This window comes from Verrucomicrobiia bacterium, from assembly GCA_035577545.1.
In the GTDB taxonomy this organism is placed as follows: domain Bacteria; phylum Verrucomicrobiota; class Verrucomicrobiia; order Palsa-1439; family Palsa-1439; genus Palsa-1439.
In genome coordinates, this window is record DATLVI010000021.1 from 17,818 (window position 1) to 31,151 (window position 13,334).

13 protein-coding genes are annotated in these 13,334 nt (G+C 58.1%); 1 reads left to right on the plus strand and 12 read right to left on the minus strand.

Annotated features, from left to right (window positions below; translation table 11 throughout):
• Positions 1–366: 366 nt before the first annotated feature.
• The gene (locus VNL17_06710) at positions 367–906 is read right to left on the minus strand and encodes a hypothetical protein (protein HXI83765.1); all 540 of its coding nucleotides are present in this window, start codon (positions 904–906) and stop codon (positions 367–369) included.
• A gap of 71 nt (positions 907–977) precedes the next feature.
• On the opposite strand from VNL17_06710, the gene VNL17_06715 reads away from it, so the two are divergent.
• Positions 978–2,438 carry a tetratricopeptide repeat protein gene (locus tag VNL17_06715; protein HXI83766.1) on the plus strand — a complete coding sequence of 487 codons (1,461 nt, stop codon included), beginning with the start codon at positions 978–980 and terminating at the stop codon, positions 2,436–2,438.
• Positions 2,439–2,453: 15 nt separating this feature from the next.
• On the opposite strand, the gene VNL17_06720 is transcribed toward VNL17_06715, so the two are convergent.
• The 11 genes from VNL17_06720 to VNL17_06770 all read right to left on the minus strand — a co-directional run bounded on the left by VNL17_06720 (position 2,454) and on the right by VNL17_06770 (position 13,218).
• The gene (locus tag VNL17_06720) at positions 2,454–4,571 is read right to left on the minus strand and encodes a TIM44-like domain-containing protein (GenBank protein ID HXI83767.1); all 2,118 of its coding nucleotides are present in this window, start codon (positions 4,569–4,571) and stop codon (positions 2,454–2,456) included.
• Between the two features lie 24 nt (positions 4,572–4,595).
• Complete coding sequence (locus VNL17_06725; GenBank protein ID HXI83768.1) at positions 4,596–4,868, minus strand: hypothetical protein; 273 nt, start codon at positions 4,866–4,868, stop codon at positions 4,596–4,598.
• A 59-nt stretch (positions 4,869–4,927) separates the two neighbouring features.
• The gene (trpE, locus tag VNL17_06730; protein ID HXI83769.1) at positions 4,928–6,364 is read right to left on the minus strand and encodes an anthranilate synthase component I; all 1,437 of its coding nucleotides are present in this window, start codon (positions 6,362–6,364) and stop codon (positions 4,928–4,930) included.
• Between the two features lie 36 nt (positions 6,365–6,400).
• Positions 6,401–6,784, minus strand: coding sequence for a phosphoribosyl-AMP cyclohydrolase (hisI, locus tag VNL17_06735; protein HXI83770.1), 384 nt, complete (start codon positions 6,782–6,784; stop codon positions 6,401–6,403).
• The gene (gene hisF, locus VNL17_06740) at positions 6,781–7,539 is read right to left on the minus strand and encodes an imidazole glycerol phosphate synthase subunit HisF (GenBank protein ID HXI83771.1); all 759 of its coding nucleotides are present in this window, start codon (positions 7,537–7,539) and stop codon (positions 6,781–6,783) included. The genes hisI and hisF overlap by 4 nt, the downstream gene beginning before the upstream one ends.
• Before the next feature lie 56 nt (positions 7,540–7,595).
• A complete protein-coding gene (locus VNL17_06745; GenBank protein ID HXI83772.1) occupies positions 7,596–8,021 on the minus strand; it encodes a hypothetical protein in 426 nt (141 codons plus the stop codon).
• Positions 8,022–8,033: 12 nt separating this feature from the next.
• Positions 8,034–8,843, minus strand: a complete 810-nt coding sequence (locus VNL17_06750; GenBank protein HXI83773.1) for a polyphosphate kinase 2 family protein — start codon at positions 8,841–8,843, stop codon at positions 8,034–8,036.
• Between the two features lie 25 nt (positions 8,844–8,868).
• Positions 8,869–9,852: a hemolysin family protein gene (locus VNL17_06755; protein HXI83774.1), complete on the minus strand. Its 984-nt coding sequence runs from the start codon at positions 9,850–9,852 to the stop codon at positions 8,869–8,871.
• A gap of 1 nt (position 9,853) precedes the next feature.
• Positions 9,854–11,113, minus strand: a complete 1,260-nt coding sequence (locus VNL17_06760) for a hemolysin family protein (GenBank protein HXI83775.1) — start codon at positions 11,111–11,113, stop codon at positions 9,854–9,856.
• Between the two features lie 84 nt (positions 11,114–11,197).
• Positions 11,198–12,280: a peptidylprolyl isomerase gene (locus tag VNL17_06765; GenBank protein HXI83776.1), complete on the minus strand. Its 1,083-nt coding sequence runs from the start codon at positions 12,278–12,280 to the stop codon at positions 11,198–11,200.
• Between the two features lie 683 nt (positions 12,281–12,963).
• Complete coding sequence (locus VNL17_06770; protein HXI83777.1) at positions 12,964–13,218, minus strand: hypothetical protein; 255 nt, start codon at positions 13,216–13,218, stop codon at positions 12,964–12,966.
• Positions 13,219–13,334 lie beyond the last annotated feature (116 nt).

The window sequence follows — 13,334 nt, forward strand, 5'->3', positions numbered from 1 at the left end:
TGTCGTGAGAATGGATTTTCGTTCAATGGCTGTGTTGCATCGCGCGGCGCGGCTGCCCGCTCACAACTACGGTGCGGGCAAGATCGTGTGAAGATTTTGCTGTCGTAACTTTTGCAGTAACTCCGCAGTGGAAAGCGGTAGAAGGCAGTCGAATGCAGTCAACTCAACTCTGAGCACAATTCGCTCACCTGCCGCGCATTACCCTGTTTTTCTGGCTTCCACGTCAATGGGCTTGGTTGAATTTTCAGTGCAGTGCTCTACCAACTGAGCTACCTAGCCACCCGAATGGCCTGCGTGAAATGGCCCTTATGTCTATCGTACGCGCAGCGGAGTGTCAAGGTCACGGGTCACTGGACGGCCTCAGACTTACACGCCAGGGCTGGGCCCGTTCACGGGCTCAGCCTTTGCGCTACCGGCGGTCGGCTGCAGCAGTGCGCCCACTTCCTCTTGCACGTGCGCCAGTTGATCCAGCCGCAGATGTGGATCGGGCAGGGTAAACGACTCGCCCGTGCGCGAGTGCTCGTAGACGAGCAAATCATTGCCATCTTTCTCGTGAACCGTGTCGCGGTGCTTGAGAATCCGTTTCCGCTCCAACATCACCGCCAGGATGTAGCGCGCCGCCGCATGTGACGGATCCGTCGATTCGACCAATTTTCTCAACAGTGTTTCCGCTGTTTCCTTCTGGATCGCCTCGGGTGGAGGTGGCGGCGGCAGTTTGTATTCACCCTGCCAATACGAAACCACGCCATCCCGCGACGCGCTCGCGAAGCAAATGCCGCACAGGTCGCGCCGTGCGTAGCCGGTTGCATCGACGCTCAAAAGCGTATGATACGCCTCTTTGTCCGCAAACGGCCTCTGACAGGCCGTGCAGGCGTCCGCGCGAGATTGAATGTCCCATTCGGTCATTTTAGTTGCGAAATCCGGGCGCGATTATAAGATGCAGCGGATTGTTTGTCACGTTTTGCATGGACTTCTCGATGAGAAAGATTTTGTGTCTCGCCTTGTTCGCCGCGCTCGCCTCCGGCTGCGGTCGTAAATCCACCGGCGAAGATGCGTTCGCAAAAGGGACCGCCTATTACAAGGAGAACAAATTCGATAAGGCCGTCCCCTACTTCGAGCAGGCGCTGACCTCCATGCAGACCAATGCTCTCGCGTTGAATTTCCTCGGCGTCTGCCGCCTTAAGGAAGGCGAAACGGCGGCGGGTCTGGCAAATCTGCAGGATGCCGTGAGGGTTGATACCAATTACGTTCCGGCGCGCTACAACCTCGCCCTCGCGCAACTCGAACAGGGGCAGGCTGACGATGCCGTGAAGAACCTTCGTCAAGTGGCGCAGAGCGGTTCCGCGCCCCCGGACGCCCACTACCAGCTCGGCCTTGCCTACATGCGTGTGTCCGCGTGGGGGCAGGCCGAGGAGTCCTTCAAGCACCACTTGCAATCCAATCCAAATTCCGCCGACACGCTCAACTGCCTTGGCATCGTCACCGCCCGTAAGCATGAGTTCCCTGTATCCAAACAGTACTTCGAACGGGCCATCGCCGCCGATTCAAAATTCGCCACGGCATACTTGAACCTCGCGTCTCTCGAAAATCACCAACTTGGCCAGAAAAAAGAGGCCCTTGCGCACTACGAAACATATCTCGGTCTGCTCCCCAAGTCAGAGCAGCGCGAGGACGTTCGTCTTGCCATGGTACAAATCAATCAGGAATTGGCTGTCGCAGCGAAGCCACCGGCGCATGCGACCGAATTACCAGCGAAGCCGGCCAAGCCTCCGGAATCGCCTGCCCTCCTTGTTGCCGAAGTCGCTCCGGCTCCCAAGCCCGCCGCTCCGCCAACCGAGACCCCGCCGCCGAAACCGGTGGTTCTGGCCCCGACGCCATCCATCACCGCGCCAGCGGTTTCATCACCACCTCCACCGCCTGTGCCGGTTAAAAAAGTGCGCACGCCCGTTACCAGCAAGGTGCTCAAGCCTGGCAACCGCACAAAAGCGACGGCTTACTACAACGAAGGTGTAAAATACCAACAGAGCCAACCCGCGACGGCGATTGCCGATTACGCCAGGGCTATTGCCGCCGACCCAACGTTCTTTAAGCCGTACTACAACCTCGGTATCGCCTACGCCACGGCCGGTCAGCCCGAGCGGGCGATGGAGAATTACGAACTGGCCCTCATCGCCGACCCGAACTCTGCGGACGCACGCTTCAACTATGCGATCCTGTTGCAGGAACAGGGCTACACCGACGACGCCATCACGCAATTCGAAAGGATCCTCGCGGGAAATCCCGGCGACGCGTCCGCCCACCTGTCGCTCGGCGGTCTCTACGCCCACGACCGCGCCACCTATGCGAAGGCGCGCGACCACTACCAGACATTTCTGAAACTCTCGCCGAATTCCCCGCTGGCTCGTGACATCCGCCGCTGGCTCGACCAGAATCATTGAGAGGCAACGCTTCGCTCACGTCGCCCGGGTTTGCTGGTAGTACCACTGAAGCTGCGCTACGCCGCTGTCCTCATCAAGGTTTTCCTCGCGAACAGCTTCTTCACCGCGCGCCGGCGGCACCACTTCCTTGAGCTTCCACTGACCATCGAGCCGTCCGAAGGTCCAGTATTCCATAAATGGCGTGACGTATTCGTCCTGACTGACAGAGATCCCGCCCCGCTTGATTATTTTTTGCGCGTGCGCGCTGATCCGCACGGTGTATTCATCTCGTGAATTATCCGCGAAGTTGCGCACGAGAATGAGTTCCGCTTTTCGCACGCACAAATTGCGATACTCGATGCCCAGCCCGGCCGTCCGCTGTTTGGCGATCTGCTGGCGTAAATCCACGGCCACCGCGGGAAACAATTCGTCATCCTTTACCGATGTCGGGTCGCCCGCTTCACGCGCTAGCATCACGTCCGTAAATACCTGCCGCGCCCGCTCCAGCATCGTCTGCCGGTCCCATAACTTGTCCGTTTGCACCAGGAAGTTCAGCAACCGTTCGATGCGCGTGGCCTTCGTTTCCACGGGTTTTTCCAACCATGGACCCGCAGGACCTTCCTGTCCCGCCGTCTTGCCGTACACCTGCGCAACCCCCTTGTCGGTGAACTGCTCGAAGACATTCTCTTCCTTGAGCTTGTCCGACTCGCGGGTCTGCTCAATCTCGCGCAGTAACCACGCACCGTCTTGCCGTTGAAATGTCCAAAACTCCTGGAACTGTGCCGGCTCGTCGTCCCCGCGCAGGACATGGTTGTCACGATCATCCACATAATAATCCCTCGCGCGTGCCGTAATGAGCACCGTAAACTCGCGCTGGTTTTCTTCGTGCGTGTAGCGAACATTCACAATGTCCACCCGCTGGACCTGCAGGCCTTCTATGAGGTTGATTTCATGATGGCGACACAAACCCTGCAATTGCGCGCAGTGCGCGGTATATAAATCCGGCATCAGCAGCGGCTGCATCGGCCCGTACTCCCGGGCCTGCCAGCATTCCTGCAGCTTCACAAAAACTTCGGTCGCCCTTTGTTGGAGAGCGTCTTCCTTGAAGTTGGAATCGACCTTCGCAATGAACTCCAGCAACTTGCTCGTCTTCGCGGCCTTTTGCGCAACCGCACTCGGACTGTACACGTAATCAAGGTCTTCATCCTCTCTCCCTTGAGAGGCGTGTTGGATGATTACAATCACCACGAAAACACCCACGACAATAAGAAAAATTGTCGGATCGCCACCCGAACCGCCTCCGGACCCTCCGTGATAACCGCCAAAACCCCCGCCTCCAAATCCGCCCCCTCCGCCGCCTTTGTTGTGGACGGCCACGCTATTCGCGAAAAACGTGTTGGGTGCGTCGGTCTGCAAATTGTACACACGGGTGTGTGAGCGCACGCGGACAATGCTAATGATCTTTTGTGCGCTCAAGCCGTGTCCATCATAGGCGTACACGCTGTCCCCCACATTCAACGCCTCTAACGTTTTGAAAGTCCCCTCGCCCACGTAAAACGGATGTTCCACCGTGACACGCAAGAGAGTGCGTTCTGTCGTCACTTCAAGGTACTCATCCACTTCGTGCGTCAGGATGTTGCGGACAGTGGTGCGGACGACTTGTCCGTCTGGCGTGAATGCGAGAAGCTTATCACCAATCCGGATTTCATGAATCGGTGCTTCCGTGCCATCCGCGCGCAAAATTGGCGTATCCGGCAGGAAGCAGCCTTTGTTGTGAACTATGAACCCGCCCGCGATGTAAGTGCCGCTGGGGCTAACCAACAGATTGTACGCGGGATGTGATGCGCTAACCCGCCGGGCCTTCGGAAACACCCGATCGGCCATCCGGAAAATCCCGGGCGCGATTTGAAAAGGATGCTCGGCCGTGACGTGCACCCCATTGTCAATCTCGAGATACTCCTCGGGTTGGACGCGGATGATCGCCTCCACTCGTCCACCGATTACGGCATCGCCAACACGCAGAGTTTCGATGGGAACAGGACCGTTGGGAGTGAGGACGGGCGTGCCTTCCTCGAAACACCCGCCGCCACCGCGCGCCCAAACTGGGGCAGCAGCCAGGCAGAAGGCAAAGGCAATGGCCGTGAGTGTTTTCATGACGAGACGCTTTCGGCCCCGCCGTTATCCGTGCAATGCGGCGATCACGCCTGCCAAGACGGCCGCGCCAATGACAATACTCATGCCGATAATGCTTGCCGCCGCAATTCGCCCGAAGTATTGCGCCACGGCCAGGTTGCCCCGCGCAATCTCTTTCTCCTCATCGATGTTCGGCGTCATGCGCTCGATCAACCGGGGCAGCACTAGCGAAGAAGCCAGCACCAACGCCATACCGGCGACGCCACCGACAAATGAGAAGACCACGGCCCAACCGATGTTCTGTGCAACTTCACTCATGGCAAGATCTCCTTCAGTTAATTACGGCTTGTGTTGTCGCCGGCTTCCGCCGGCAGGCCTCACCGAAACGTCTGGGCCAACGCAATCGCTTTGAGCATGGCCTTGGACTTGTTGACGGTTTCCTGGAACTCATACTTCGGGTCACTGTCCGCCACGATGCCACCGCCAGCCTGGACATAAGCGACCCCATCTTTCAGCAGTGCCGTCCGCAAGGTGATGCAACTATCGACGTTGCCGTTGAAACTGAAGTAGCCCACCGCGCCCGCGTACGGCCCGCGTTGCGTTTGTTCCTGCTCGCCGATGATCTGCATCGCACGAATCTTCGGCGCGCCACTGACCGTCCCCGCCGGGAACGTCGCGCGCATCAGGTCGTATGAGGACCGGCCCTTTTGCAGCTTCCCTTCCACGCCGCTGACGATATGCATCACGTGCGAGTATTTCTCGATCACCATGAATTCGGGCACACGCACGCTGCCAAAGTCGCACACGCGTCCGATATCGTTGCGCGCCAGGTCCACGAGCATCAGGTGCTCGGCGCGTTCTTTTTCATCCGCCAATAAATCCTTCGCCAAACGCTCGTCTTCCTCGGGCGTTTTCCCGCGCCAGCGCGTGCCGGCGATGGGGCGAATCTCCACTTTGCCGTCTTCGCAGCGCACGTGCACTTCCGGCGACGCGCCCACAAGCTGGAAGTCTCCGAAATCGAGCAGGAACATGTAGGGCGATGGATTGACGGACCGCAGGGCCCGATAGACATCGAGGGCCGTGGACTTCACAGGCGTTTGGAACCGTTGGGCCAGCACCACCTGGATAATGTCCCCTGCTTTGATGTATTCCTGCGCCTGCGCCACCATCCCGGCATAACGCTCCGTTGTCATATTTGACTCGACCGGGACGTCAGGAGCATCCTTTCGGAATTCCAACGGCGGCGAGGCCAGGGGTTGCGCCAGTTGCGCCAAGAGCCGATCAATCTGTGAGCAGGCGCGCGTGTAGGCGTGCGCGGCGTCGCCTTCCACGTGCGCGTTGGCGACGATCTTAATGGTCTGGCTGACACGGTCGAAAATCAGGATCGTGTCAGTAATCATAAAACAGAGCGTCGGCGTGCCAAGGTCGTCACGCAACGGACGCGGGACACTCGGCTCAATCTGGTGGATGTATTCGTAGCCGATGAACCCAACCGCGCCACCGGTGAACCGTGGCAATCCCGGCAGAGTGACGGGTTTGTACCGGGACATTTCCAATTCCACGGCGCGCAACGCATCATCGCCACTGCGCTGGGCAACGCGGATGACCGTGCTCGGGTTCGTGCCGATGAACGAATACCGCCCGATACGCTCCCCGCCCTCCACAGACTCCAATAGGAACGACGGCCCCGTCTTGAGCAACTTTTGATAGGCCGATACGGGCGTCTCCGCGTCGGCAATAATCTCGCGATACACGGGAATCAAATTCCCGCGCTTCGCGTATTCCAGGAACTCAGCTTTCGACGGAGTAAACATGCTCTTGCTTGTCGCGGACAGCTCGTTAAGCGCGTGCTATTTCTTCGCGTACACCTTCTCGGGATCAACGAGCCGCGGTTCGGTCACCTTGATTTCACCGTTGACGATGCTGCGAAAGAAACACGATTGGTACCCTTCGTGACAAGCCGCACCGCTTTGCTCAACTTGAATCAGCAGCGCGTCCTTATCGCAATCGAAGGCAACGTCCTTCACCTTTTGTGTGTGACCACTTGTGGCGCCCTTGTGCCACAATTCCTTCCGCGAACGACTCCAGAAAACCGTCTCGCCGATCTCCAGTGTCTTTCCCAGCGATTCCTTGTTCATCCACGCCACCATCAAGACCCGTCCCGTGCCGTGCTCCTGCACGATGGCGGGAATGAGACCGTTCGCGTCGTACTTCAGTTCATCGAGGATTTTCATAATCGCACACAAATACCCTTCTCTTGCAAAAACTGCTTCACATCACTGACCGTGTATTCGCCGAAATGGAAGACCGAAGCAGCCAACACCGCATCCGCCTTTCCTTCCACCAACACCTCAGCCATGTGATCGAGCTTGCCCGCGCCGCCGCTGGCGATGACCGGAATGCGCACCGCTTCGCTGATCGCTCGGGTCAACACCACATCGTACCCCGCCTTTGTCCCATCGGCGTCCATGCTGGTCAACAGGATTTCACCAGCGCCGAACACCTCCACGCGTCGCGCCCACTCCACCGCATCGAGGCCGGTCGGATTGCGGCCGCCATGCGTGTACACTTCCCAATGCCCTTCGCTGGCGCGCTTGGCGTCGATGGCGACGACAATACACTGCGAGCCAAACCGATCCGCACCGGCGCGCACCACATCGGGGTTCTGTACCGCTGCGGTGTTCAGGCTGGTTTTGTCCGCGCCCGCCTTGAGCATTGCGCGAATATCGTCGACAGTGCGAATTCCGCCGCCAACCGTCAACGGCATGAAGCACTCGCTGGCGGTCCGTTCCACCACCTCGATCATCGTCGCGCGGTTCTCGGAACTCGCCGTGATATCGAGGAACACCAGTTCATCTGCGCGCTGGCGATCATATTCCTTCGCGCACTCGACCGGATCGCCGGCATCGCGCAGGTTCAGGAACTTCGTCCCCTTCACCACGCGTCCGCGGTCCACGTCGAGACACGGTATGATGCGTTTCGCCAGCATGAGGCGGGAACAGTACACCAAGCGGAAGGCAGAATCCAGAAAACAGCGTCAGGGACTCAAGCTTGCGACGGTCGGCGAAGAATAAGATATCCGTTCTCATTATTACCGAACACAGCGACCGGATTGTACTTCGACAAGTATAAGTCCAAGGGGCATCCATTATCCCAATCCAGTTGTTTATAGTCTGCGATTCGCATCCCAACATAGTTGCAGAACGGCTCGACCGTGAAGTCCTTCGGAATGTCACTTTCAAAAACCCACCATTCATCACAGTATTCATCATGAGAAACGGGCCAGGACTCAATAAATTGAGGTGTAATCGTCGGCGTTATCGCAAAGCCATCGACCGACATCCAAGCATGACTCATCGTTCCTGAATCAAAAGAAGTGTTCACGGCCACTCGATTCAGCAGGGTGCCAGCAATAGATTGTGCGATGTCTCGACACGAGACATCGCCCAGGTCCTTAAACTCATAGGTCATAATTGTAAGTCCTCACTTCACCTTGAGTTTCGAGATATCGAAAGCCGCCTTGGGAAACTTCGGATTCATCTGTTCGAGGGTCTCGACGATGATCTGGGAGACCGCTAGGTTGCGGAACCATTTCTTGTTCGATGGAATGACAAACCAAGGGATCGCCGAGGTGCTGCAGCGGCTTAAGGCAGCCTCGTAGGCTTTCACATAGTCGCCCCAACGTTCGCGCTCCTTGAGATCCGCGGGACTGATCTTCCAGTTCCGGGTCGAATCTTCAAGACGCGCTTCCAATCGCTCTTTCTGCTCCTCCTTGCTGATGTGCAGGAAGAACTTCAGGATTGTCACCCCGTTTTCAGTCAGCAGCTTCTCAAACGCATTGATCTGGTCGTACCGCGCTGACCAGACGGATTTTGGCACAAGTTGATGCACGCGAACCACCAATACGTCCTCATAATGCGAGCGGTTGAAGATACCGATTTCGCCGTGGGCGGGCGCGGCCTTGTGGATGCGCCAGAGAAAATCATGACCGGCCTCCTCGGCGGACGGCACCTTGAACGAGGTCACACGGCAACCTTGCGGATTCAGCCCGGACATCACATGCCGAACGGTCCCGTCTTTGCCACCGGCGTCCATCCCCTGCAAGATGATCAACAAGGCGCGCCGGCTCTCGGCGTACAGTCGATACTGCAAGTCCTCCATGCGAGAGATGTTCTTCTCGAGGCGGGCATGGGTTTTGTCACCCTTCTCGAACCCCGCGGTGTCATCCGGATCGAACTCGCCCAGTTTCAACCGCGTGTGCGGCCTCACCGTGAACCGTTTGCCAAGCTTCATATATTCCACCTCTCTCGCAGTGCTCTCATCCCTCCACCTCGCCGACAATTTCTTCGACGATATCTTCGATGGTGAGAATGCCGACGTGTTTACCTTCGGGGTTGATGACGATGCTGATGGGACGGCGACCGGCACGCAGAACCGGAAGGACACGGTTGACGCGTTCCGTGGAGAGCACGAACTGCGGTTTTTGCATGAGTTGCCCGGCGGTTTTGCCGCCGCCACCGGCATTGTCAAAAAGGACTTCGTAGACGTTTACCACGCCAATAATCCGATCGCCCTCGCCAACGGGGAAGCGAGCGAAACCAGTGCGCTCGGAAATCGCGAAAAGCTCCGTCACCGGCGTATCACGAACCACGGTGATGGCCCGCGGGAGTGGCAACATGATGTCGTAAACCGTCTTATACGGGAAATCGAAAACGCCGTCGATCATCTCGCGTTCCTCCTTGCTAAGCGCGCCGCCCGCCTCGCCCTCCTTGGCCAGATGCTTCAATTCCTCGCGGGTGACGAAGAAACTTTTCGGGGCTTCCGCGCCGCCGCTGAGGCGCACGACCGCGCGCATCACGAACCCGAGCAACGCCACGAGCGGGGCAAACAACCACGCCGTCGCATTCAGCGCGTCGGCGACGCTCATACAAAGACGATGCGAATAATGGCGAAAGAGTGTTTTGGGGACAATCTCACCGATCACCAGCAGGAACGCCGAGGCGACGATCGTCGCGGCGAAGTTGAGACCGAAGTTATCCATGTGAAAGAGGCGCGTCGCGAGCACCGAGGCGTAAACGCCGACCAGCACGTTGGCGAGGTTTGTTCCGAACAACGTCGTGCCCAGCAGACGCTCGGTGTTTTCGACGAACCCGTTGAGAATGATCGCACGGCGGCTCTTGCGCTCGACCTCGTGGCGCAGGCGCACGCGGTTCAGCGAAATCAGCCCTGTTTCAGCGCCCGCAAAAAACGCCGACCCAAGGATGCCCAGGATAATGATCACGACATAGTTGAAAGCGTCCATCTCAGCGTTCCTCAGCCTCCAACAGAACTTCACCGACGCGGTTCTTCAGGACTTTGCGCGCGGTGACACGAACGTTCTCGAAATGGACTTGCTCCCCTTCTTTCGGCAACGCCCCGAGTTGCGCGATGACCCAACCGGCGATGGTCTCGACGTCGGGCGCCCGCAGGGCCAGCCCGCACTGTTCGTTGACGAGTTCCAGCCGCGCCTTGCCGTTGATGAGGTAGCGGTGCTCATCGAGCTTCTGCAGCATGATCTCGCTCTTGTCAAACTCGTCTTCGATTTCGCCGACGATCTCCTCAAGAACATCCTCCAGCGTGACCATCCCCTGCGTCCCGCCGTACTCGTCAACCACAATGGCTACCGGGTGCTCCTGTTTGCGAAAGTTTTTCAACAACTTTGCGACCGACATCGTCTCCGGCACGAAATTCGGCAGCTCCACGACTTCATCGAGACCGCGCAAGGGATTGACGAGGAAGTCCTTGACCTTCAAGATACCTTCAACGGTGTCGGGCGTTTCGTGGATAATCGGCACGCGGCGGTGCTTGATGCGGCGCAAGGCCCCGACCATCTCGTCCTGGCTGAATGCATCCTCCACACACTGCATGTCCACGCGCGGGGTCATGATTTCTTTCACCTGCATCTTTTCCAGCGCGAGGATTTTATTGACCATATGGCGCTCTTCCTTGCGAACGACACCGGCGCGTTCGCTGGCGCTGAGCAACGTGCGGTACTCGTCTTCCGTCGGCGCAGTCGAGCGCACCTTCTGCGCTGAAAAGTACGGTAGCCGCTCGATACGCTGGACAATCCACGCAGACACCCCCTCGGTCGTGCGGCGGAGTTGGGAAGTCGAGACGACGGTCCATCGAATGGGCCGCGCGAGGTGGACTGCGAAGAACTCAGCGCTGCGAATCACCAGGGTCTTCGGCGTAACTTCGCCGCAAAGCAGGATCAGGATCGTCATGATCGGTACGGCAACCGCTTCCGCGTGATGCGGGACGAGCGTCTGCAAGATCGAGTAACCGAGGATGGCGGCGGCGACGTTGGCGACGGTGTTCCCGAAAAGAATCGTCGAAAGCAATCGATGCGGCTGATCGAGAAGTTCACTGATGATCTGGCCCTGGGCGGGATGCTCCTGCCGCAAACGGCGCAATTGCAGTTTGCTCAACGAGAACAGGGCGATCTCGGTCCCGGAGAAAAACGCCGACAGGACCAGGAGACCTCCCAGGGCAAGCAACTCAAGAATCAGGGTAATTGTCAGCATGCGCGCCGGCGCAAGTCTATGAAACTTCCGCGGGCGGCGTCAATCGCACGACCGAACCCCTGTTTTCGGGCGAAACGCCCGCCGTCACTTCGTCGGGGCTTGTACGGGCGCGGTTTCGACGACGGGCGCGGGCGGCGGCTCCGGTACGAGAATCTCAACCTTCGCCGCTTTGCGCAGACTGGCGACCTGATCGTGCGTGACATCGTTGCCCTTGCGCTGCTTTAAATACTGCCCGAGTTCGTCCTTCACCTGATCGAAGGCGATGGTCTGCGCGGGTTTGCGATCCGTCACCAGCAGAACATGATAACCATATTGCGTCGTGATGACGTCGCTGACTTCGTTTGTCTTCAGTGAAAAGGCGGCCGTGTCGAATTCCGGCACCATCTGGCCGCGCCCGAAAAACCCAAGATCGCCGCCATTCCTGGCGCTGCCAGGATCCTCGGAGAATTTCCTGGCCACATCCGCGAACTTCTCGCCGCTCTTGACCAGCGCGCGCACGCTGTCGATCTGCGTGCGCTTCTCTTTTTTCACTTCGTCGGTTGCCTCGGGCGCGCAACGGATGAGAATGTGACTGGCGCGGACCGTTTCCGGTTGTTTGAACTGGTCGGGATTCTTATCGTAAAAAGCCCGGATCTCCTCGGGTGTGATCTTGACTTCTTTGTCAACAGCGCTGTCAATCGCCCCGCGGATGATGACGTTGTCGCGAACCCGCTTCGCATACTCGTCGGTCGTGATGCCGGTGTCCGCGAGCGTTTTCTTGAATTGCTCCTCGCCCCCCACCTGCGTCGTTACCTGGGCGATCTGCTCTTCCACCTTCTTGTCGATGTCCGCGGGAATATGCTTGTTACCTTCCTCCCGCAGAAGCTCGCGGCCAATCAACTCATCCAAAATATCGCGCTCCACCATCGCGCCCTGCCCCGGCGGAATCGGCCGACCACGCCGAGACATCTGGAACATAAACGCCTGCACCGCCGCATCCAGTTCTTTGCGCCTGATCTCCGCGCCATTGACCCGCGCCACCACCTCGTCCGGCTTTGGTGCAGTCGCCACGACGGCCGTAGCGGGAGCATTGGTCCCAACAGCCGCCTTCGGCTTGTCCGCAGCGAACATCCGGCAAGCGAGGGTCACGGCAATAACAAAAGTAGCGCAAACAACACGGATCTTCATGAATTCCTTCTGGGTGATGTGGTTCCTTCTCAAGGCTAAAGTGCGGGGGACGCTACCACGCGCCCCGGACCGCGTCAAGCAGCATTGAACCACTCCTCCATCGTCTCCTTCCTCCTCGCGCGCCACTATTTGTTGTGGTTTCGTCCACCCAACAAGAAAAGGACTTCTCCGGGTATTAACGGTAAGTATCGTAAATTGATATTTTTGTCTGGACATGGCGCTGGGAGATGGGTATGGTCGGTACAGTTCTTTGAAAATGGACGATCCGCCGTCGCTCTTCGAGCTATGGCGGACAAGACGGCGCGACTGCGCCGCTGGACGCGGCTTGAAGCGGAAAGTCAGCAAGGCCAAGGGCGGAGTTGTGCCCTTGAAGAGCCGTCCGTCTTCGCTAGGGCTACGACGCGATAAGCCTTGTGGAAAGGTGAGGGTTTGCAAAACATGGTTTTTACGAAACGAACCCAAATTGAAAACGTGGACTTTTGAGCGCATCCATAGGAATGATAGTGAGTTAGAACTTCCGAGAGCGGATTTTTATTTGGGTTCGTTCTGGAAAACGAACCCAATTTGAGGCCACAAGAGAGCGCCTATTGAGCCGCGGAGGGCCAGATATTGGGCCTGTTTATGGGATTAATCCGCGCTTGGCAAGCGCGGCTACAACGGCCGCGTCCAAAAATGTCCGCCGCCTAGCGACGAAAATAGCCAGCGGAATTCAAATACGCGAGGTTGCGTGGGGTAATCGGCTGTTCCGCACGGGCAAAGAGCGCCTCGATGGCTTCGTGCGCCACCAGATCGATCTGCTCATCAGTCGCGCCCGCTTTCACGGCCATGGTCACCAATTCCTCGTACCGCCACGTCGACCCTTCGAGAATCGCGCCCTTGAGCGCTAGCAGCGCCACGGTGAGGGGTGTCATGGGTCGGTTGGCTCGTGCAGTCTTCATCCAATAATGAGAAATAGCAATGTCCGCGCCAAGTTCCTCCGCCAGAGAGAAAAACAGCTTCCGCATTGTGGAATGCCAGTCCCAATCTCCCAATTCCCCTCACCCTTTCCCTTTCC

Bases quoted from the DNA above. Each gene is read 5' to 3' on its own strand.
- VNL17_06770 (HXI83777.1), bottom strand. From the start codon at position 13,218: ATGAAGACTGCACGAGCCAACCGACCCATGACACCCCTCACCGTGGCG.
- VNL17_06750 (HXI83773.1), bottom strand. From the start codon at position 8,843: ATGAAGCTTGGCAAACGGTTCACGGTGAGGCCGCACACGCGGTTGAAA.
- hisF (HXI83771.1), bottom strand. From the start codon at position 7,539: ATGCTGGCGAAACGCATCATACCGTGTCTCGACGTGGACCGCGGACGC.
- VNL17_06765 (HXI83776.1), bottom strand. From the start codon at position 12,280: ATGAAGATCCGTGTTGTTTGCGCTACTTTTGTTATTGCCGTGACCCTC.
- VNL17_06720 (HXI83767.1), bottom strand. From the start codon at position 4,571: ATGAAAACACTCACGGCCATTGCCTTTGCCTTCTGCCTGGCTGCTGCC.
- trpE (HXI83769.1), bottom strand. From the start codon at position 6,364: ATGTTTACTCCGTCGAAAGCTGAGTTCCTGGAATACGCGAAGCGCGGG.
- VNL17_06715 (HXI83766.1), top strand. From the start codon at position 978: ATGAGAAAGATTTTGTGTCTCGCCTTGTTCGCCGCGCTCGCCTCCGGC.
- VNL17_06710 (HXI83765.1), bottom strand. From the start codon at position 906: ATGACCGAATGGGACATTCAATCTCGCGCGGACGCCTGCACGGCCTGT.
- VNL17_06725 (HXI83768.1), bottom strand. From the start codon at position 4,868: ATGAGTGAAGTTGCACAGAACATCGGTTGGGCCGTGGTCTTCTCATTT.
- VNL17_06755 (HXI83774.1), bottom strand. From the start codon at position 9,852: ATGGACGCTTTCAACTATGTCGTGATCATTATCCTGGGCATCCTTGGG.
- hisI (HXI83770.1), bottom strand. From the start codon at position 6,784: ATGAAAATCCTCGATGAACTGAAGTACGACGCGAACGGTCTCATTCCC.
- VNL17_06745 (HXI83772.1), bottom strand. From the start codon at position 8,021: ATGACCTATGAGTTTAAGGACCTGGGCGATGTCTCGTGTCGAGACATC.
- VNL17_06760 (HXI83775.1), bottom strand. From the start codon at position 11,113: ATGCTGACAATTACCCTGATTCTTGAGTTGCTTGCCCTGGGAGGTCTC.